The organism is Paracoccus sp. KKT209 (genome assembly GCF_055635455.1).
Window position 1 is genome coordinate 2,088,591 of sequence record NZ_CM145758.1, and the last position, 20,944, is coordinate 2,109,534.

Below are 20,944 nucleotides of genomic sequence, written 5' to 3' on the forward strand. Positions count from 1 at the left end.
CCGGACCCCCGAGGTATTTCCACAACGGAGAAGATGCGGGACATGGCTGAGTTTGTGGCAAGCGACGGGGCCCGCCTGGCCTATTCCGACGAGGGCGAGGGACTGCCGCTGCTGTGCCTGGCCGGCCTGACCCGCACGATGGCCGATTTCGACTATGTCGCGGCGCATCTGTCCGGGGTCCGCCTGATCCGGATGGATTACCGGGGGCGCGGCGGCTCTGCCTGGACCGGCGCCGAGACCTATACCGTTCCGCGCGAGGCGCGCGATGCGGTCGAGCTGCTGGATCATCTGGGCATCAGCCGGGCAGCGCTGTTGGGCACTTCTCGCGGGGGACTGAACGGGATGTTCCTGGCGGCCACGGCGCAGGAGCGGCTGCTGGGCCTCTGCCTGAACGACGTCGGCCCCGAGATCGAGCGGGCGGGGCTGGAGCGGATCTTTGATTATGTGGGGCGCAACCCTGCCGCGCGGACCCATGAGGACCTGGCGGCGCGTCTGCCTGCGCTGATGCCGGGTTTTGACGATGTTCCCGAGGGGCGCTGGCTGGAGGACGTGCAGCGCCACTATCTGCAGACCGAGGCCGGGTTGCGGATCAACTATGACCCCGCCCTGCGAGACGCCTTTCTGGCCGCCTTCGCGGGCGACCAGGTCGATCTCTGGCCGCTGTGGGAGGCGACGGCGGGGCTGCCGGTGGCGGTGATCCGCGGGGCAAATTCGGACCTTCTTTCCCCCGCCGTGGTGGCCGAGATGCAGCGCCGCCGGCCCGATCTGGCCGTGACCGAGGTGCCCGGCCGCGCCCATATCCCCTGGCTGGACGAGGCCCCTGCCCTGGCCGCGCTGCGCGACTGGCTGGAGGCCTGCCGCGCCCGGGCCTAGCCGCCGATCTGCCGCAGCGCCAGGAACAGCACCGCCGACAGGGCAGCCGCCGCCGGAACGGTCACGATCCAGGCCGCCGCGATGGTCATCACATGTGACCGGCGCACCAGCTTGCGCCGGCTGCGCTCCTCGGGGCCGAGGCGCGGGCGTTCGGGAACGCTGCCCTGCGCGGCCCGCAGGCGCCGTTCGGCATCCCATTCGCGGAAAAAGCCCACGCCGAAGATCGCACCCACCGCGATATGGGTCGAACTGACCGGCAGACCCAGCCAGCTGGCCACGATCACCGTCAGCGCCGCCGACAGCGCCACGCAATAGGCGCGCATCGGGTTCAGCTTGGTGATCTGGCTGCCCACCATACGGATCAGCTTGGGGCCGAAGAGGAAGAGGCCGAAGGACAGCCCGAAGGCGCCGATCAGCATCACCCAGAGCGGGATGGAAACCGCCTCGGTCAGGCTGCCCGAGGCCGAGGCCTGCACGATCGCGGCCAGCGGCCCGACGGCATTGGCCACGTCATTGGCTCCATGCGCAAAGCTGAGAAGCGCCGCCGAAACCACCAGCGGGATGCCGAACAGCACCTTCAGCGACTTGTTCCGGTTCTCCAGGCCGCGCGACTGGCGCCGGATCACCGGGATCATCACCAGCCAGACTACAAGGCCCAGGACCGCCCCGATCAGCAGCGAATGCCCGAAGGACACCTTGACCACCTTGCTGAGCCCCTTGAGCGCCAGATAGGCCGTGAAGGCCCCCGCCATGATGCCCACGAGGACCGGTACCCAGACCCGGGCTGCGGCGATCTTGTCGTGGCGATAGATGATGCGCGCCTTGATGAACCACAGGAAGCCCGCCGCGATCAGCCCGCCCAGCAGCGGAGAGATGACCCAGCTGGCGGCGATGGTGCCCATGGTGGGCCAGTTGACCGCACCAAAGCCCGCGGCGGCGATCCCTGCCCCCATCACGCCCCCCACGACCGAATGCGTGGTCGAGACCGGGGCCCCGATCCAGGTCGCCAGGTTGACCCAGAGCGCCGAGGACAGCAGCGCCGCCATCATCGCCCAGACAAAGACCGCCGGCGTGCCGATGCTTTCCGGCGCGATGATCCCGCGCGAGATGGTGCCGACGACATCGCCCCCCGCGATCAGGGCACCGGCGGTTTCGAACACCGCGGCGATCGCGATGGCGCCGCCCATGGTCAGGGCATTGGCGCCCACCGCCGGTCCCATGTTGTTGGCCACATCGTTCGCCCCGATGTTCAGCGCCATGTAGGCCCCGAAGATGGCGGCCATGACGACGATCAGCGTGTTGCTGGTGTCGCCGAAGGCCACCATCGCGCCCAGCCCGGCCAGCAGCACGAAGGCGAGGGCCACGCCCGGCGCCACAAGGGGGCGCGAGACATAGGCAGTCGCGGTTTCGAGGTTCGAGAAGCGACCAAGGTCGCGGTCCAGCGTCTCGAGATGGCGGGTGTCGAAGTCGTTCTGGGCCATGGCGGGTCCTTGTATGCGGCAGCGGGTGCCTAGGCGGGATCGTCCGCACAATCAACCTTCACGACAGATTCATGACGAAAATACAGATGCCGCAGCCTTGGCGGCGCGCCCGACCGCGGACGCATACCGGCGGGATCTTGCCACCCTTGATGTTTGTAATCCTTTTCATTGTGCATGTAACCCATTACATCTGAGAAGGCCCCAGAGGAGCGGGGCCCCAGTGAGGAGAATTTCATGACCTACGCCTGTCCCGCCAAGATCGGCAGCCTGTCGCTGATCGCCGTTGCCCTGATGGGTACGACCGCCCTGGCTCAGGATCCGCGGACTGCCGAACTGCCCATCGCGGTGCAGATGTACACGCTGCGCGACCACGGCACGCTGGATGAGCAGCTGGCGGCGGTGCAGGCGGCCGGCGTGACCGCGGTGGAAACCGTGGGCATGCAGGACAGCACTGCCCAAGACCTGTCGGCCCTGCTGGAGAAGTACGGCATCGAGGCGATCTCGACCCATGCCCAGCTGGCCGACCTGCGGGCAGATGCGCAGGCTGTGATCGACTTCAACAAGGCGATCGGCAACGACATCATCACCGTCCCTTACCTGCCCGAAGAAGAGCGTCCGGCAGATGCGGCGGGCTGGACCGCCCTGGGCGAGGAGCTGGCCGCCCTGAGCGAGACGCTGCAGGCCGAGGACATGACCCTGGCCTATCACAACCATGATTTCGAGATGGCCGAGTTCGACGGCCGGACCGCGCTGGAGATCATGATGGACGCCGCCGGCGAGGATGTCATGGCCGAGCTGGACCTGGCCTGGGTCGCGCGCGGGGGCCTGGACCCGGTGGAGTATCTGGGCCGCTTCGACGGCCGCGTCTTCGCGATCCACGCCAAGGACAATTCCCCCGAGGGCGAGGCAACCGACGAGCGCGGGTTCAAGGCCTTGGGCGAGGGCACGCTGGACTGGACCACGATCCTGCCCGCCGCCGAGGAAGCCGGGACGCAGTGGTACATCATCGAGCATGACCAGCCCATCGACGCCGCCGAAGTCGTGATGACCGGCGCGACCTTCCTGACCGAAAACCTGCCGGATGGCGCAACGCGCTGAACCTCCCTGCCGGACAGGTTGACTGGGGCCGCGACACTGTCGCGGCCCCTTTTTCGTGACGGTGCCCGTCGCGGACAGCAGGCCGATCAGGGGATCACATCGGGCGGACCCAGATGTTGCGGAAGGCCACATCTGCGTCGTGGTCCTGCAGCTGGATCGGCGCGCAGTCATGGGCCTCGTAGGAGGGATAGCCGATCCATTCGGTTGCGCCCTGGATCTGGGCGTGGTTCTGGACCACGACGCCGTTGTGCAGCACGGTGATATGGGCGGGGCGGCGTAGCGCCCCGTCCTCGGCAAAGACCGGCGCCTGGAAGATGATGTCGTAGCTCTGCCATTCCTCGGGCGCGCGCGAGGCGTTCACCAGCGGCAGGTGCTGCTTGTAGATCGATCCCGCCTGCCCGTTCGCATAGGTCGGGTTCTGGTGGCTGTCCAAGACCTGCACCTCGTATCGGCTTTGCAGGAAGATGCCGCTGTTGCCGCGATCCTGGCCGTCATGCCCCTCGGTGTTCGGAGGGGACCGCCATTCGACATGCAACTGCACGTCGCAAAAGCTGTCGGTGGTGCGGATGTCGCCCGATCCGCGCGCGACGCGCATCGCGCCGTCCTCTGCGGTCCATTCGGCCGCGCCGCCGTTCACGGATTCCCAGCTGTCCAGGTTGCTGCCGTCGAACAGCACAACGGCATCCGACGGGGGCTGGCCCTCGGGCGTCTGCACCAGGCGCGGCTCGGGGCCGGCGATTTCGGTCACGCGGGACTGGGCCTGGCGCTCCTCCCGGGTCAGGTCCTGGGCCAGGGCCGGGGCGGCCAGCGCCAGCAGCGCGGCGATCGATGTCATCAGTTTCATGGCAATGTCCTTGGTTGAAAGGCATGCGGCCCCGGACGTGCCGGGGCCGAAACAGGGTTCAGGTGGCCCAGGCTGGCTCGCCGTCGTAATCCAGGTCGCCAATATATTCGCCCGGAACGGGCTCATAGCGCAGCACCTGCGTGGCCCCCACCTCGGAGGTGAAGAAGCCGAACAGGGTCAGCTGCTGGAAGGGCGTGAACCAGTGCATGCGCGGCTCGGCGGCCTCCTCGGGCTGCTCGTCGGCGGCGGTGTCGGCCGAGCTCTGCTGGTCGATCGACTGCTCGCGCCGCTCCTCCAGCTCGGCCAGGGCACGGGCCGATTCCTCGCGTGCGGCGACGGAGGCCGCCTGCAGCATCTCGCGCCGTTCGTCGGCCTTCAGTTCCTCGAAGGGCTTGCCATAGCCCTCCTGCGCCTTGGCCTTCAGCGTCTCCATCCCCGCGCGGAAGGCCGCCTGCTCCTCCGCGGTATAGCAGTCGCTGACAAAGCGCGTCATGAAGGCGCCGACCCCGGCCTCCTTGGCGCCGGGCGTGTCGGTGGCGGGAATGATCGTCTCGGCCACCTCGTCCAGAAAGGCGGCGTCCGCGTCCGAAAAGATATTCTCGCCCACCGGCGTCGGCAGATAGGCAAAGGCGCGCTGCCCGCCCAGCATGGCCGTGCCGGTGACGGCGGCGATCATCGTCAGAAGTTGGCGGCGGTTCATCACAGGTCTCCGTTCTTCAGGGCGTTGACGGCGTGTTCCGCCGCCCGCGCGGTCAGCGCCATGTAGGTCAGCGAAGGGTTGACGCAGCTGGCCGAGGTCATGCAGGCCCCGTCCGTCACATAGACGTTCGGCGCGTCCCAGACCTGGTTGTTGCCGTTCAGGACCGAGGTTTCGGGATCGCGGCCCATCCGCGCCGTTCCCATCTCGTGGATGCCCATGCCGGGGGCATAGTCGCTTTCGGTGGGCTTGACGTCGACGACGCCGGCGGCCTCCAGGATGTCCACCGCGTCCTGCTTCATGTCCTGGCGCATGCGCATCTCGTTCTCGCGCAGGTCGACGCTGATCGACAGGACCGGCAGGCCCCATTTGTCGGTCGTGCCGCGGTCCAGCGCGATGAAGTTGTCATGATAGGGCAGCATCTCGCCGAACCCGGTCATGCCGATGGTCCAGTCGCCGGGCTTGGACAGCGCCTCCTTCATGTCGGCGCCGATGTTCAGCTCGGCCACCTCGCGCCGCCAGCCCTGCCGGCTGGCCGATCCCTGATAGCCGAAGCCGCGGGTATAGGGACGCTCCTCGCCCTCGGTGTTGCGGAAGCGCGGGATGTAGAAGCCCGCCGGACGGCGGCCGAAATAATACTTGTCGTCATAGCCCTCGACCCGGCCCTCGGCGCCGACGCGGAAGTGGTGGTCCATGACGTTATGGCCCAGTTCGCCCGACGACGACCCCAGACCGCCTTCCCAGACATCGGTGGCCGAGTTCATCAGCAGCCAGGTCGAATTGAAGCTGGAGGCGTTCAGGAACACCACATCGGCGGTGTATTCATAGGTCATGTTGGTTTCTGCATCGATGATCTCGACCCCGCGGGCGCGCTTGCTGTCCTTGTCGTAGAGGACCTCCTTCACGATCGAGAACGGGCGCAGCGTCAGGTTGCCCGTCGCCATCGCCGCCGGCAGGGTGGCCGATTGCGTGCTGAAATAGGCGCCATAGGGACAGCCCAGCCAGCACTTGTTGCGATACTGGCAGGCGACGCGGTTCTGCTCGGGCTTGGCCTCGGTGATGTTGGCCACCCGCGCGTTGATCAGATAGCGCTTGCCGCCGAAGGCCTTCTGCAGACGGGCGGCCACGTCCTTTTCGACGATGTTCAGCGGGATCGGCGGCAGGAACTCTCCGTCCGGCAGGATGTCCAGCCCCTCGCGCGTCCCCGAGATGCCCGCAAACCGCTCCACGTGGTCGTACCAGGGCGCGATATCGGCATAGCGGATCGGCCAGTCGGTCGCGATCCCCTCGCGCTGGTTCGCGGAAAAATCCGTGTCCGACAGCCGATAGGACTGGCGCCCCCACATCAGCGACCGCCCCCCGACATGATAGCCGCGGAACCAGTCGAACCGCTTGGCCTCGGTATAGGGGTTCTCCTGCTCGTTGGCCCACATGCCAAAGGTCTGCTCGTTCAGCGGATAGTCGCGCGACAGGACCGGATAGTTGTCCTTCATCCCGATCGTGGCGGTGCCGCGATGGGGATAGTCCCAGGCTTCCTTGTCGGCGTTCACGTAATCGGTCAGATGCTCGATGTTGCGGCCGCGTTCCAGCATCAGGACCTTCAGGCCCCGTTCGGTCAACTCCTTGGCGGCCCAACCGCCGCTGATGCCCGATCCGACGACGATCGCGTCGTAATGCATGTTCTCTGCCATCTGGCGTTCCTTTTTTGGGTCTTGCTTGAGGCGGGGTCAGACGTCGCAGATCAGCACGGCGTCGCGCAGCGATTGCGCGGCCGTCTGCGGGTCCGAGGGGATGAATTCCTGCGCCACCCAGCCCTGAAAGCCGGTGTCGCGGATGGCGCGGCAGATCGCGGGGTAATTCAGCTCCTGCCGGGCGTCGGGTTCGTTGCGGCCGGGATTGCCGGCGGTGTGGTAATGGCCGAACCAGCGGTGATGGTCCGTGATGGTGCGGATCACGTCGCCTTCCATGATCTGCATGTGATAGATGTCATAGAGCAGCCTGAAATTGTCGCTGCCCAGCTGTTCACACAGCGCCACTCCCCACGCGCTGCGGTCGCAGAGGTAGTCGGGATGGTTCACGCGGCTGTTCAGCAGCTCCATCTGCAGGACGACCCCTGCCCCTTCGGCGGCAGGCAGGATGCGCTCCAACCCGCGCGCGCAGTTGTCCAGCCCCTCCTGGTCGGTCATCCCGCGCCGGTTGCCGCTGAACAGGATCAGGTTGGTATGGCCGGCCTCGGCCACCAGGTCGATGTGGCGCAGATAGCTGTCGGTCAGACGGTCGTGGTTGGCGGGTTCGGCCCAGCCATCCTCCAGGCTGATCTCGGCCCCGTTGCACATGGAACTGGCCAGTCCGTGCCGGGCCAGCACCGGCCAGTCGTCAGGGCCGCACAGGTCGATCGCGCCCAGCCCCACCTGGCGGGCCAGCTGGCACAGATCCTCCAGCGGCATCTCGCCAAAGGTCCAGCGCGCGACGGAATGGTTGATGTTGCCCTGCAACCCGGCGGTCTGCGCCTGTGCGGCGCCGCCCAGGGATGCGCCCAGGGCCAAGGCGCCGGCCCCCTGGAACAGTCCCCGGCGTGAAAAGGCCGCAGTCATTCGGTCCGACAGATCGGTCATGGTCTTCCTCCCTTGGTGTGATGGCCCCGGTCGCCAGAATGAAACCGTTTACACAGCGGGGCGGATCGACCCTCCTCCGGGTCGGCTGCGGCGCGGGATGAACCCGCGCCGCGATGTCAGATCAATAAGGGCTGTCTTCGAAATAGAAGTCGTCGGCATTTTCCGGCGTGATCAGTTCGGAGGCAATGATGAACTCGCCCGACATGGGCGCGCCCGAGGTCAGGCCCAGGGCCGTCATCTCGATCGCGGTCGAGATCATTGCCGGCGGATAGGTCACGTTCACCGGCACGGTCGGGTCGTCGTTGCGGATACGGTCGACCATCTCCTTCATGCCCGCACCACCGACCACGAACATCTGGTCGGTGCGACCCGCCTGGTCGATGGCCGCCAGCGCGCCCACGGCCATGTCGTCATCCGCCGCCCAGACCGCGTCGATTTCCGGGAAACGCGCCAGCCAGTCCTGCATCAGGTTGAAGGCCGTGTCACGGTTCCAGTTGCCGTGGTCCATGGCCAGGACCTCGATCCCCGAGCCCTCCAGCGCGGCCTCAAAGCCCGCCACGCGCTCGTTGTCGACGGTGGACGCAATGCCGCGCATCACCACGACCTTGGCGCCCTCGTCCAGCGTGTCGGCAAAATACTGGCCGGCGGTGCGGCCAAAGCTGTCGTTGTCGCCGGCGACGTAAAGGTTCTCGATCCCTTCCTGCGTCAGGCCGCGGTCGACGACCGTCACCCAAACGCCGCTGTCGGCGATGCGCTGGATCGGGCCGGTCAGCGGCTCGGATTCAAAGGGCAGCACGACCAGCGCGTCGATCCCGCGCGTAGCCACCATGTCCTCCAGGTCGGACACCTGCTGGCCGGGATCGGAGGTGGTGGTCAGCACGAATTCCAGGTCCGGGTTCGCCTCGGACAGGCGCGCGACGGTGCGTTCGGCGTGAAAGTTCAGCGCCCCCGCCCAGCCATGCGTCGCGGCCGGGATCGAGATGCCGATGGTTTCCGACAGCGCCGGGACGGCCGTCAGGCCGATCAGCGCGGTCGTGGCGATCAGGGTCTTTCTCATGGTCTTTACTCCTCCCACAGGTGAAAAAATCAGCGTGCCGTTCCGGTGTTGCGTTGCAGCACGACGGCCAGGATGATGACGACGCCCTGGATGGCACCGTTCAGATAGGGGCTGACAAAGTCGGTCAGGTTCAGCAGGTTGCCGATCAGCGACAGGATCAGCACCCCCACGACCGTGCCCCAGACCCGGCCAAAGCCGCCCTTCAGCAGCGTCCCGCCGATGATGACCGCGGCGATGGCCTCCAGCTCCCACAGAAGACCCGTGGTGGCGGATGCGGAACCGAGGCGCGGGACATACATGACGACCGCAATGCCTACCAGAAGGCCCAGGATCACATAGGTCATCAGCCGCACCCGCAGCACGGCGACGGATGAATAGCGGGCGACCCGCTCATTCGATCCGATGGCGGCGCAGTGACGGCCGAAGGCGGTGTGGCGCATCACGATCTCGCCCAGGATCGCCAGCAGGGCAAAGACGATGATTGGCCAGCTGATCCCCAGGATGCCGTCGTAATAGACGGGGCGGTACAGCTCGCGCATCTCGTAGCCCAGGGACAGCGTGCCGCCATCGGCCAGCCAGGTCACCAGGCTGCGGTAGATGCCCATCGTGCCCAGGGTCAGGATGAAGGCCTCGATCCCCGCGCGGGTGATCAGGATGCCGTTGATGAAGCCTGCCGCCAGCCCCGTGAACAACGCCAGCGCGATGCCGATCAGGATGACGGGCAGCCCGCCCCCCATGCTGTCGGTCAAAAGGTTCATGACCAGGATCATCAGCCCCGCCACAAAGGCCGCCATCGAGCCGACCGACAGATCCAGCCCTCCTGCGGTGATGACGAAGGTCATGCCGATGGCGATGATCCCGATGAAGGCCGACCGTGCCAGCACATTGGTGATGTTGGCAAAGCTGAGGAAGTTCGGGTTCATCGCCATGCCGATCAGGACAAGCACGACCAGCGCCACGACAGGGGCGATGACGGCCAGGTTCACCTTGGGGCGGCGCGTTTGTGGAAGGGTTGCCGTGCTCATGCCGCACTGTCCTTTTTGCTGTCGTCCATCCCCATCGCCAGTCGCACGATATTGCCTTCGGTGACCGCGTCGCCCGTCAGCTCTCCGGCGAGGCGGCCGGCATGCATGACGATGACGCGCCCGGCGAGGCCGATCAGCTCTGGCATCTCGGACGAGATCACGATGATGCTGCGGCCTTCGGCTGCCAGCTTGGCGATGAGGGAATAAATCTGTTGCTTGGTTCCGATGTCGATGCCGCGGGTCGGTTCGTCGATGATCACGACTTCCGGATCCGACAGCAGCGTTTTTGCCAGCAAAAGCTTTTGCTGGTTGCCCCCCGACAGGTCGCCCACCGCCATGCCGCGCTCCGGCGCGCGGATCGCGAAATCGGCGATGGCGGCATCCAGTGCCGTCTCCTCGGAGTTCCGGTCGATCAGGGGGCTGCCGAAACGGTCCAGCTGGCCCAGGGTCAGGTTCTCGCGCAGGGTCTTGTCCAGCAGCAGGCCCGCGCCCTTGCGGTCCTCGGTCAGATAGACCAGCCCCGCGCGCATCGCCCCTGCGACGTGGTTCGCGGGCAGGTCCTGCCCCTTCAGCCGCACGGTGCCGCTGCGGGGACGCAGCCCGGCGATGGCCTCGGCCAGCTCAGTCCGCCCCGATCCGACCAACCCGCCGATGCCCAGCACCTCGCCCCGGTGCAAGGTCAGTGTTGCATCGTGGACGACGCCCGGCACGGTGATGCCCCGCGCCTCCAGGATCGGCTCGGCCCCGTGGGCGGTCTTGGGCGGGAACAGGTCGGACAGTTCGCGCCCCACCATCGCGGCGGCCATGTCGTCTTCCGACACGTCGGCGGTCAGGTCTGATCGCACCATCGTGCCGTCGCGCAGCACCGTCACGCGGTCGGCGATGCGCTTGACCTCGCCCAGCTTGTGCGAGGTATAGAGGATCGCCACCCCCTCGGACCGCAGGCGGTCGATCTGGGCGAACAGGACCTCGGTCTCGCGCTCGGTCAGCACGGCGGTGGGTTCGTCCATGATCAGCACCCGCGCCTTGCGTGACAGGGCCTTGGCGATCTCGACCATCTGCTTGTCGGGGACCGAAATGCGGTTCACCGGCATGGCCGGGTCCACCCGGCATTGCAGCTGGCCCAGCAGGTCGGCCGTCTGCGCCCGCATCGCCTTGTGGTCCAACAGGATCCCGCGCCGCAACTCGCGGCCCAGAAACACGTTCTGGTCGACCGACAGATGTTCGGCCAGGTTGAATTCCTGGTGGATCATGATGATCCCCAGATCCTCAGCCTCATCCGACCCGGTGAAGGTGATGGGCCTGCCCTGCCAGGTCACCTGCCCGCCTGTCGGGTCCAGGTATCCGGCCAGGATCTTCATCGTCGTCGACTTGCCCGCGCCGTTTTCCCCGATCAGGGCATGGACCTCTCCGGGATGCAGGGCGAAATCGACGCCGTGCAGGATCTCGATCGGACCGAAGGACTTGGTGACGCCGTTCAGCGCCAGGATGGGATCGGTCATGGCATCACCCGGACCCAGGCCGCGTCCGCGTCGTTCGACCGGATGCAGGCGTCGATGAACTGCAGCCCCTCCAGCCCGTCGCGGATGCCGGGCAGCGTGTCGGGCATGGTGCCGCTGCGGATCGCCTGCGCCGCCTCGGAATAGAGGTTGGCAAAGCCCTCCAGATACCCTTCAGGGTGGCCCGGGGGCACGCGACTGCCGTCCTGCGTGCTGCCGGGACCCGCACGGCGCAGGATCTGCGAAGGCTGGCCGAAGGGGCTGTATTTCAGCGTCTCGGGCATGTCGTGCTGCCATTCCAGCCCGCCCTTGTCGCCATAGACGCGCAGGCGCAGCCCGTTTTCCGTCCCCGGCGCGACCTGCGAGGCCCAGAGCATCCCCTTGGCCCCCGAGGCATAGCGCAGCAGGATATGCGCATTGTCGTCCAGCTTGCGGCCAGGGACAAAGCTGGCCAAGTCCGCGGCCAGCCGTTCGGGCAGCTCCCCCGTGACAAAGCGCGCCAACTGGAAGGCATGCGTGCCGATATCGCCGATCGCGCCCCCTGCCCCGGCGCGGGCCGGATCGCCGCGCCATTCGGCCTGCTTGCTTTCGGTTGCCTCGGTCAGCCAGTCCTGCGCGTATTCCACCTGCACCAGCCGCAGCCTGCCCAGATCGCCGCGTGCGATCATCGCGCGCGCCTGCCGGATCTGCGGATAGGCGGAATAATTGTGCGTCAGGATGAACAGCGCCTCCGACCTTTTGGCCAGATCGGCCAAGGCACGGGCCTGATCCAGCGTCGCGGTCATCGGCTTGTCGCAGATGACATGGATGCCCTGTTCCAGAAAGGCGCGCGACACGGGTTCGTGCAGGTGGTTCGGGGTGCAGACAGACACGGCCTCGATCCCGTCGGGCCGGGCGGCCTCCTCGCGCGCCATCTGCTGGAAATCGCCATAGCTGCGGGCGATGCCAAGGGCGCGCGCGCTGTCCGCAGCGCGCCCCTCGTCCGACGACAACGCCCCCGCGACCAGATCGAACTGGCCGTCCAGCCGCGCCGCGATGCGATGGACATTGCCGATCATCGCGCCTTCGCCGCCACCGACCATTCCAAGACGGATTGGGCGGCTCATCGGTCCAACCCCAGCATCCGCAGGTTCGCTGCCTGATCCGCGCCGCCATCGGCGAAATCGTCAAAGGCGCGGTCGGTGACGCGGATGATGTGGTCGCGCACGAAGGCCGCGCCTTCGCGGGCGCCGTCCTCGGGATGCTTCAGCGCACATTCCCACTCGACCACCGCCCAGCCATCGAAACCCGCGGCGGTCAGGCGCGAGAAGATCGCCTTGAAGTCCACCTGCCCGTCACCGGGGCTGCGGAATCGGCCCGCCCGGTCGATCCAGGACTGATAGCCGCCATAGACCCCCTGCCGCCCGGTCGGGTTGAATTCCGCGTCCTTGACATGGAACATGCCGATCCGGCTGGCGTAGATGTCGATGTTCTCAAGATAATTCAGCTGTTGCAGCAGGTAATGCGACGGATCGTACAGCATCCTGGCGCGTGGATGCTGGTCCACGCGGTCCAGGAACATCTCGAAGCTGATCCCGTCATGCAGATCCTCGCCCGGATGGATCTCGAAGCAGATGTCCACCCCGCGGCTGTCGGCATGGTCCAGGATCGGGCGCCAGCGCGCGGCCAGTTCGTCGAAGGCGGTCTCGATCAAGCCTTGGGGGCGCTGCGGCCAAGGGTAAAGGTAAGGCCAGGCCAGCGCGCCGGAAAAGGCTGCCATCCGGTCCAACCCCAGATGCGCCGAGGCGTCGATGGTCTTCATCACCTGATCCACCGCCCAGGCCTGCCGCGCCTTCGCATCGCCGCGCAGATGCGGAGGGGCAAAGCCGTCAAAGGCCGCGTCGAAGGCGGGATGAACGGCGACCAGCTGCCCCTGCACATGGGCGGACAGTTCGGTGATCTCCACCCCATTCGCGCTGGCCTGACCTGACAGTTCGTCGCAATAGGTCCGGGATGTGGACGCAAGATCCAGATCGATCAGCGACGCCTGTCCCGACGGCACCTGCACCCCCAGATAGCCGCAATCCGCAGCCCAGGCCGTGATGCCGGAAAAGCTGTCGAACGGCGCGGCCGAACCTGCGAACTGCGCCAGGAACAGGCCCGGACCCTTCATCGTCTTCATGATTCCCCCTAACCGACTGCCTCCATGTAATCGGTTTCAAGCGAAAGCTGTCACAGGATGAAAAGGTTTACAACAGGATTTTTTCCGCTAAAGCCTGATCCTGCCCCAACAGCGAGATTCCGGTGCCAGATCAAGCCCGTCCGCCGCGCATCCATGACGTCGCCAAGCTGGCGGGCGTGTCCGTGGCCACCGTCAGCCGCGCCATCTCCAACCCCTCGATCGTGTCCGAGTCCACGCGCAAGTCGGTTGAGGCGGCCATCGCCCAGACCGGCTACACGCTGAACTTCACCGCCCGGAACCTGCGCCAGCAGCAGGTGGGCGGGGTGCTGGCACTGGTCCCCAAGCTGGCCAACCCGTTCTTCTCCGAGATTCTGGCAGGCATATCCGAGGTGCTGCGCAAGAAGGGGCTGAGCCTGCTGGTGCTGGACACGACGGCGGTTCCCGAACAGCCGGCGATGACGATGCTGGCGCCCTATCTGAACCGGTCGCGCTCGGACGGGGTGATCGTGCTGGACGGCAGCCTGGACCCGCGCCTGTTCGACCAGCCCGGCTGCCCGCCGCTGGTGCAGGCCTGCGAGTGGATCGAGGGCCTGGAGGCGCCACGCGTGCTGGCCGACAATGTCGAGGGCGGGCGGCTGGCCGCGCGCCATCTGACCGACCACGGCCACCGCCGCATCCTGCACCTGACCGGGCCGCGGGGGAATTCGCTGACCGTCGCCCGGCGCGAGGGCTTTCTTCGAGGGTTGGCCGAGGCTGGCCTGCCCATACCCGGCCCCGCTGACAGCATCGAAGGCAACTTTACCGCCCGCTTTGGCCGCGATGCCGCGGCGGGGGTTCTGGACATGCCCGACCGGCCGACGGCCGTCTTCTGCGACAATGACGAAATGGCCATCGGGCTGATCCACGGCCTTGTCAGCGGCGGGCTACGGGTGCCGCAGGACATCTCGGTCATGGGCTTCGACAATATCGAGATGTCGGCCTATTGCCTGCCGCCCCTGACCACGATCCGCCAGTATCGCGCCCGCCTTGGCCGACGGGCGGCCGAACTGCTGCTGGCCCGGATGCGCGGCGAGACGATCACCGACAGCACCACGCTTGGCGTCGACCTGCTGGTGCGCGAAAGCACGGGACCCGTCCCGGCCGCATAGGCGCAGGTTCAGTTCAAAAGCGTGCAGACGCTGCGCAACTGGTCGCGCGTCATTTCCAGAACCCCGTCGAGGTCCATGGATTCGTCGGCGGCCCAGCTGCGCACCCCGTTGGCCAAGGCATGGGTGGACATGGCGGCGATCAGCTCGGCCTCCAGCGCCCGGTGCGCCCCCAGGCGCACCAGCAGCAGCCCGCTGAGCGCCATCGAGATCTCGTCCAGCGACTTGCGGAACAGCATCTGCATTTCTGGCGTCGTCTCGATCAGCCGCTCGATCATGCGCAGGGTCTGCCGGTCCGGGCTGTCCTCCTTCAGCATCTGGCCCAGCAACCGCACCAGGTCGTCGACCAGCGGCGCCTCCGATGTCGTGATCCAGGCGCCCGCCTGCGTGTCCAGGATCGGCGGCTGGCCCAGCACGGCCGCCGTCTTGTTGGGATAGTAGTTAAAGAAGGTCCGGGGGCTGATGCCGGCCTCGGCGGCGATCGCGTCGGTCGTCGCCGCGCAATAGCCCGCCTGCAGCGCCACGCGCAACGCGGCCTGCTGGATGTCCCGGGCCGTCTGGCGGCGGCGTCGATCGCGAAGATTGATGGTCATTCGGCAACCCGTTCCTGAATGCAGTCAAAGCAAATATTGCACAGTCCGCAATTCCATGCAATGAGCGGGCCGACACGGCGTCCCGTCGGACGCGGATATCGGGATATCACAACATGCGCGAGTTCACATTTCGGTCCTGTGCAGCCCTAGCTGCAGGACTTTTCATGATGACCCCGGCCCTGGCGCAGGACCCGGGGCAGATGCCGCCCAAGCAGGTGGGCGTGGTCACGGTGCAGCCGCAGGATGTCCCGCGGGTGGTGACGCTGCCCGGTCGCGCAGTCGCGGCCTCGGCTACATCGATCCGTCCGCGCGTGGGGGGCCTGGTGACCGAGATCCTTTACGAACCCGGCAGGCATGTCGAGGCCGGGGCCCCGATGTTCCGGATCGAGGACGGGACCTATCGCGCCAACCTGGCCAGCGCTGAGGCGCAGGTGGCGTCTGCCGCGGCGCAGGTGACGCAGGCGCAGTCGGCCTTCAGCCGGACCGAACAGCTGCTGGGCTCGGGCACGACCCAGGCCCAGGTCGAGGCCGCGCGCGCGACGCTGGACCAGGCGCGCGCCGCGCTGCAGGCCGCCGAGGCCGCCCGCACCTTGGCCGAGTCGGACCTGGCCTGGACCACGGTGACCAGCCCGATCGCCGGCATCGCCAGCGTTTCGGATGTCTCGGTGGGGGATCTGGTGACGGCCGGACAGGCCGATCCCATGGCCTCGGTCACGCAGCTGGACCCGATCGAGGTGGACATGTACGAACCTTCGTCCCGCTTTCTGGGGGTCCTGGACGACATCGACGATGGAAGCCTGCGCCTGAACGAACAGCTGCGGGCGACGCTGACCCTGGAAAACGGCCGTACCTACCAGGCCCAGGGCGAACTGGTGGCGCCGGGGGTGACCGTCTCCACCACCACCGGCTCGATCGACACGCGGTTCCGTTTCGACAATCCCGACAACCTGATCCTGCCCGGCATGTTCCTGCGCGGCCAGGTGGAGCTGGGCGTGACCCGCGCCTTCCTGGTGTCGCAATCGGCGGCGCGGCGCGACAAGATCGGCAACCTGACGGCCTGGGTGGTCGAGGACGGCAAGGCCAGCCAGCGCCAGCTGACCGAAGACGGCAGCTATCAGCAGCAGTGGATCGTGACCGACGGCCTGGCCGAGGGCGACCAGCTGATCGTGGACGGGTTGACCGGGCTTGCGGCGGGCATGGATGTCGCGCCCGTGCCGGTGACCTTTGACGAAAACGGCGTCGTGCGCGATGCGCCTGCCCCGGCCGACCCAGCCGCGGATGGCGGCGGTGCGGATGCGCCCGCAGACGTGCCTGCAGACGTGCCTGCAGCGGAGTAACCCCAGATGGCCCGTTTCTTCATTCACCGCCCGGTCTTTGCCTGGGTGCTTGCCCTGGTCACCATGCTGGTCGGCGCCCTGGGCCTCAGCAGCCTGGCGATCGAGCAGTATCCGCAGATCTCGCCCACCACGGTCCGGGTGAGTGCCGCCTATAACGGCGCCTCGGCCGAGATCGTGGAGGCTTCGGTCACCACCGTCATCGAGGATGCCATGACCGGCATCGACGGCCTGATCTACATGACCTCGAACTCGTCGCCCGGCTCGGCCTCGGTGTCGCTGACCTTCGACGACACGGTCGATGCCGACATCGCGCAGGTCCAGGTGCAGAACAAGCTGCAGCTGGTCACCTCGCAGCTGCCGGACGTGGTCCAGCAGCAGGGCGTGCAGGTGGCCCGCTCGACCAGCTCGATCCTGCTGGTGGGGGCGCTGACCTCGCCCGACGGCCGATTTTCCACTGTGGAGCTGGGCGATCTGATCGCGCAGCTGATCGAGGACCCGGTCAAGCGCACGCCCGGCGTGGGGTCGATCAACACCTTCGGGTCGGGCTATGCCATGCGCATCTGGCTGGACCCGATGAAGATGGTCCAGTATCAGGTCACCCCCGCCGACGTGACCAGCGCGGTCGCGCAGCAGAACACCAATGTCACCGTCGGCGACCTGGGCGCGCAGCCCGCGGCCCAAGGGCAGCGGCTGACCATTCCTGTCTCGGCGCAGTCGCAATTCTCGACCGTGGACGAGTTCGAGCGCATCCTGCTGCGCGTCGATCCCGATGGCTCGACCGTCTTCCTGGGCGACGTGGCCCGGATCGAGATCGGCCAGGAGGGCTATGGCGGCGCCTCGCGCCACAATGGCAACCCGGCGGCGGGCTTTGCCGTCAACCTGGCCACCGGCGCGAATGCCGTGGACACCGCAGAGGCAGTCCGCAACACGATCAACGGCCTGGCGGGCGCCCTGCCCGAGGGCGTCCAGATCGTCTATCCCTACGACACCTCGCCCTTTGTCGAGGAATCGATCAACCAGGTCTATCACACCCTGGCCGAGGCCGTGGTCCTGGTCTTCCTGGTGATCCTGGTCTTCCTGCAAAGCTGGCGCGCGACCATCATCCCGGTCGTGGCGATCCCTGTCGTGCTGCTGGGCACCTTCGCGGTGCTGGCGGCGGCGGGCTATTCGATCAACACGCTGACCATGTTCGCGATGGTCCTGGCGATCGGCCTGCTGGTCGACGACGCCATCGTGGTGGTGGAAAACGTCGAACGCGTGATGGAGGAAGAGGGCCTGGGCCCTGTCGAGGCCACCGAAAAGAGCATGGACGAGATCACCAGCGCGCTGGTCGGCATCGTTCTGGTCCTGTCGGCGGTGTTCCTGCCGATGGCCTTCATGTCGGGGGCGACCGGCGTCATCTATCGCCAGTTCTCGATCACCATCATCACCGCGATGGTGCTGTCCCTGGGCGTGGCGGTCATCCTGACGCCCGCCATGTGCGCCAGCCTGCTGAAGCCGCGCAAGCATGGCGACGGCATCGCCCCCGCGCGCTGGTTCAACCGCAACATGGACCGCGCCACGAACGGCTATGTCGGCACCGTCACGCGACTGGTCAAGCGCCCCCTGCGGATGCTGCTGGTGCTGGTGGCGATCGGCTTTGGCGTCTTCGCGCTGTTCGATCGCCTGCCCGGATCGTTCCTGCCGGACGAGGATCAGGGCGTGGCCCTGGTGATCATCCAAGGGCCCGACGGATCGACGACCCAGCAGACGCAGGCGCTGGTCGAGAAGGTGGAGACCTACCTGCTGAACGAGGAGAGCGAGACGGTCGAGTCGGTCTTTGCCGCCCTGGGCTTCAGCTTTGGCGGATCGGGCCAGAACAACGCGATGGTCTTCGTCAAGCTGCGCGACTACGACAAGCGCGAGGGGCTGGACATCGCCTCCCTGGTGGCGCGGGCGAACGGTCATTTCTTCATGACCAACCGGCAGGGCCAGATCTTCGTGCTGCAACCCCCCGCGATCCAGGGGATGGGCACGTCGTCGGGCTTCAGCATGTACCTGATCGACCAGTCCGGGCGGGGACAGGAGGCGCTGACCGCCGCCGCCGACCAATTGGTGGCCGATGCCCGCAGCGATGGGCGCGTCACCAACCTGCGCGGCAACGAGGCCGCCACCCAGACCTCGCTGCGGCTGGACATCGACCAGCAGAAGGCTGCGGCCTTCGGCCTGTCGATCCCCGAGGTGAACGCCATGCTGTCGGTCATCTTTGCCGGCCGCGACGTGAACGACTTTGCCCTGGGCAGCGACCTGCGCCCGGTCATCGTGCAGGGCGAGGCCGCCAGCCGGTCCCAGCCTGAGGACATCAACCGCTGGTACGCCCGGAACGCGCAGGGCGAGATGGTGTCATTCGGCGCCTTCTCGGACCAGAACTGGCAGCAGGAGCCGAAGGCCGTGGCCCGCTATGGCGGCACGCGCGCGCTGGAACTCAGCGGGGCTGCCGCGCCGGGCCTGTCCTCGGGTGCCGCGATGGATGTGATGGAGGATCTGGTCGCAGACCTCGACGGCGGCTATGGCGCCGCCTGGACCGGCCTTTCCTACCAGGAGCGTTTGTCGGGCAACCAGGCGCCGCTGCTGTTCGCGCTGTCCGCGCTGGTCGTCTTCCTGTCGCTGGCCGCGCTATACGAGAGCTGGGCCGTCCCGCTGGCGGTGATGCTGACCGTTCCGGTGGGCATCCTGGGGGCGCTGCTGGCGGCGCTCTATTTTGGGCAGTCGAACGACGTCTACTTCAAGGTGGGCCTGCTGACGACCATCGGCCTGGCGGCGCGCAACGCGATCCTGATCGTCGAATTCGCCCAAGCCCAGGTCCAGAAGGGCAAGACGGTGGTCGAAGCCGCCCTTGTCGCCGCGCGCCAGCGCCTGCGTCCGATCCTGATGACGACCTTCGCCTTCATGCTGGGCGTGCTGCCGCTGGCCATCGCCTCGGGGGCCGGGGCCGGGGCGCAGAACTCGATCGGGATCGGGGTGCTGGGCGGCATGGCCTCGTCTGCCGTCATCGGGATTTTCCTGGTCCCCGTCTTCTACGTTGCCGTGCTGAAGCTGCGGCGGATGCTGAGCCGAAAGGAAAAGACCTCGTGACCTTCCCCCGCCTACCCAAGGCCGCGCTGTCCCTGGCCGCGCTGCTGACCATCTCGGCCTGCGCGGCCGTGGGGCCCGATCCCACCGCCCTGCCCAAGGCCGGCCTGCAGGGCAGCTTTTCCGAAGGCGGGGCCGCCTCCCTGGGCACGGTCGGGTCCAATGCCTTCTGGTCCGGCTACCAGGACCGCACGCTGTCCCGCCTGATCGCCGAGGGGCTGGGAACCAGCCTCGACATCATCACCGCCAATGAGCGCATCCGCGCGGCCGAGGCCGACCTGCGCGCCACCGCCCCCCTGGCGGCCCAGGTCAGCGGCCAGCCCGCCTCGGCCAGCCGGGTCAGGACCGGCGCCGACGGCCGGCCGACCGGCTATGCCAGCACGGCCGATCTTTCGGCGGGCTTCGTCCTCGATCTCTTTGGCGGTGCCCGGCGGGCACGGCAGGGGGCGCAGGCGGCCCAGGCATCCGCCGAGGCGCAGGCGCAGGTGACGCGACTGGCCTGGCTGGCCGAGGTGATCGGGGCCTATGCCGATGCGCGCTTCCATCAGCAGGCCCTGGCCCTGACCCGCGACACCATCGCCGCCCGCCAGCGCACCCTGGGCGTCACGCGCGACATGCAGGCCTTGGGCCTGGCCACCGACTACGACATCGCCCAGACCGAGGCGCTGCTGCAGACCGCGCGCGCCGACCTGCCGGCCTATGAGGCACGCTTCAACGCGCAGGTCTTTCGCCTTTCGACCCTGCTGAACCAGCAGGCCGCGCCGCTGATGGGGCGCATGCAGCAGGGTTCGGCTGCGCTGCGCATCCCGCCCGGACCGGGTGCCGGGGTCCCGGCCGACCTGCTGCGGAACCGTCCCGACGTGCAGGCGGCGCAGGCCGATCTGGCGCAGGCCCTGGCCGCCGTCGGCGTGGCCACGGCTGACATGCTTCCCTCTCTGTCCCTGACCGGAACCGTCAGCGACACCGGCGGCGCGAACAGCTGGGGCTTTGGCCCGCGCTTGTCCCTGCCGGTGGCGAACCAGGGCCTGCTGCAGGCCGCCCGCGCACGCCGCCTGTCCGAGGCGCGGCAGGCGGATCTGGCCTGGCGGTCTCAGGTCGCCGCAGCGGTCGAGGATGTGCAGCGCGGCCAGTCGAACCTGCGCCGCTATCGTCAGCGGGTCGAGGCGCTGGACCAGGCGGCAGTGGCCTTTGATCACGGCTATGACCTGGCCCGCACCAATTTCGAGGCCGGGGCGCTGCCGCTGGTCGACCTGCTGGATGCTGACCGCCAGCGTGCGGCGGCGCGCCTGCAGGCTGCTTCGGCCCGCAACGATGCGGCAAAGGAATGGGCGGCACTGCAGATCGCGACGGGTGCGGGTGCAGCCGTGACGCGGATCGCCGAGTGACCGGGACGGGCGGCAGGCCACTG

Annotated in this window: 17 protein-coding genes; 6 read left to right on the top strand and 11 right to left on the bottom strand. The window is 67.4% G+C overall.

The annotated features are described in order from the left end of the window. The first annotated feature begins 42 nt into the window (after positions 1-42). On the top strand, positions 43-873 hold the full coding sequence (locus ACZ2G3_RS10455) for an alpha/beta fold hydrolase (protein ID WP_470395824.1): 831 nt from the start codon (positions 43-45) through the stop codon (positions 871-873). Here ACZ2G3_RS10455 and ACZ2G3_RS10460 read toward each other — a convergent pair. Next, complete coding sequence (locus tag ACZ2G3_RS10460) at positions 870-2,354, bottom strand: inorganic phosphate transporter (protein ID WP_470395826.1); 1,485 nt, start codon at positions 2,352-2,354, stop codon at positions 870-872. The genes ACZ2G3_RS10455 and ACZ2G3_RS10460 overlap by 4 nt on opposite strands. Before the next feature lie 234 nt (positions 2,355-2,588). Between ACZ2G3_RS10460 and ACZ2G3_RS10465 the strand changes: the two genes are divergently transcribed. After that, the gene (locus ACZ2G3_RS10465; protein ID WP_419267945.1) at positions 2,589-3,452 is read left to right on the top strand and encodes a sugar phosphate isomerase/epimerase family protein; all 864 of its coding nucleotides are present in this window, start codon (positions 2,589-2,591) and stop codon (positions 3,450-3,452) included. Positions 3,453-3,546: 94 nt separating this feature from the next. Here the strand turns inward: ACZ2G3_RS10465 and ACZ2G3_RS10470 are convergent, their stop codons facing one another. From ACZ2G3_RS10470 to ACZ2G3_RS10510, 9 genes are all read right to left on the bottom strand, one after another. Then, on the bottom strand, positions 3,547-4,296 hold the full coding sequence (locus ACZ2G3_RS10470) for a 3-keto-disaccharide hydrolase (RefSeq protein WP_470395828.1): 750 nt from the start codon (positions 4,294-4,296) through the stop codon (positions 3,547-3,549). 58 nt (positions 4,297-4,354) lie between these two features. Further along, positions 4,355-4,996, bottom strand: coding sequence for a gluconate 2-dehydrogenase subunit 3 family protein (locus ACZ2G3_RS10475; protein ID WP_470395830.1), 642 nt, complete (start codon positions 4,994-4,996; stop codon positions 4,355-4,357). Beyond that, positions 4,996-6,684 (bottom strand): GMC oxidoreductase, encoded by a 1,689-nt coding sequence (locus ACZ2G3_RS10480; RefSeq protein ID WP_470395831.1) that lies wholly within the window; start codon positions 6,682-6,684, stop codon positions 4,996-4,998. The genes ACZ2G3_RS10475 and ACZ2G3_RS10480 overlap by 1 nt, the downstream gene beginning before the upstream one ends. Positions 6,685-6,720: 36 nt before the next feature. Continuing rightward, on the bottom strand, positions 6,721-7,608 hold the full coding sequence (locus ACZ2G3_RS10485) for a hydroxypyruvate isomerase family protein (protein ID WP_470395833.1): 888 nt from the start codon (positions 7,606-7,608) through the stop codon (positions 6,721-6,723). A gap of 121 nt (positions 7,609-7,729) precedes the next feature. Beyond that, positions 7,730-8,665, bottom strand: coding sequence for an ABC transporter substrate-binding protein (locus ACZ2G3_RS10490; protein ID WP_470395835.1), 936 nt, complete (start codon positions 8,663-8,665; stop codon positions 7,730-7,732). A 29-nt stretch (positions 8,666-8,694) separates the two neighbouring features. Further along, positions 8,695-9,690, bottom strand: a complete 996-nt coding sequence (locus tag ACZ2G3_RS10495; protein ID WP_470395837.1) for an ABC transporter permease — start codon at positions 9,688-9,690, stop codon at positions 8,695-8,697. Beyond that, positions 9,687-11,192: a sugar ABC transporter ATP-binding protein gene (locus ACZ2G3_RS10500; protein WP_470395839.1), complete on the bottom strand. Its 1,506-nt coding sequence runs from the start codon at positions 11,190-11,192 to the stop codon at positions 9,687-9,689. The genes ACZ2G3_RS10495 and ACZ2G3_RS10500 overlap by 4 nt, the downstream gene beginning before the upstream one ends. Continuing rightward, positions 11,189-12,295 (bottom strand): Gfo/Idh/MocA family protein, encoded by a 1,107-nt coding sequence (locus ACZ2G3_RS10505; protein ID WP_470395841.1) that lies wholly within the window; start codon positions 12,293-12,295, stop codon positions 11,189-11,191. Before ACZ2G3_RS10505 ends, ACZ2G3_RS10500 begins: the two co-directional genes overlap by 4 nt. Next, positions 12,292-13,350: a sugar phosphate isomerase/epimerase family protein gene (locus tag ACZ2G3_RS10510; RefSeq protein ID WP_470395842.1), complete on the bottom strand. Its 1,059-nt coding sequence runs from the start codon at positions 13,348-13,350 to the stop codon at positions 12,292-12,294. Before ACZ2G3_RS10510 ends, ACZ2G3_RS10505 begins: the two co-directional genes overlap by 4 nt. A 122-nt stretch (positions 13,351-13,472) precedes the next feature. On the opposite strand from ACZ2G3_RS10510, the gene ACZ2G3_RS10515 reads away from it, so the two are divergent. Next, positions 13,473-14,498: a LacI family DNA-binding transcriptional regulator gene (locus tag ACZ2G3_RS10515; RefSeq protein WP_470395844.1), complete on the top strand. Its 1,026-nt coding sequence runs from the start codon at positions 13,473-13,475 to the stop codon at positions 14,496-14,498. A gap of 8 nt (positions 14,499-14,506) precedes the next feature. Here the strand turns inward: ACZ2G3_RS10515 and ACZ2G3_RS10520 are convergent, their stop codons facing one another. After that, entirely contained in the window at positions 14,507-15,088 is a 582-nt protein-coding gene (locus tag ACZ2G3_RS10520; protein WP_470395846.1) for a TetR/AcrR family transcriptional regulator, read from the bottom strand. A 164-nt stretch (positions 15,089-15,252) separates the two neighbouring features. Between ACZ2G3_RS10520 and ACZ2G3_RS10525 the strand changes: the two genes are divergently transcribed. The 3 genes from ACZ2G3_RS10525 to ACZ2G3_RS10535 are packed head-to-tail and all read left to right on the top strand — an operon-like array spanning position 15,253 to position 20,921. Continuing rightward, positions 15,253-16,425, top strand: a complete 1,173-nt coding sequence (locus ACZ2G3_RS10525; RefSeq protein ID WP_470395847.1) for an efflux RND transporter periplasmic adaptor subunit — start codon at positions 15,253-15,255, stop codon at positions 16,423-16,425. Between the two features lie 6 nt (positions 16,426-16,431). After that, positions 16,432-19,539 carry an efflux RND transporter permease subunit gene (locus ACZ2G3_RS10530; protein WP_470395849.1) on the top strand — a complete coding sequence of 1,036 codons (3,108 nt, stop codon included), beginning with the start codon at positions 16,432-16,434 and terminating at the stop codon, positions 19,537-19,539. Further along, entirely contained in the window at positions 19,536-20,921 is a 1,386-nt protein-coding gene (locus tag ACZ2G3_RS10535) for an efflux transporter outer membrane subunit (RefSeq protein WP_470395851.1), read from the top strand. The genes ACZ2G3_RS10530 and ACZ2G3_RS10535 overlap by 4 nt, the downstream gene beginning before the upstream one ends. Positions 20,922-20,944 lie beyond the last annotated feature (23 nt).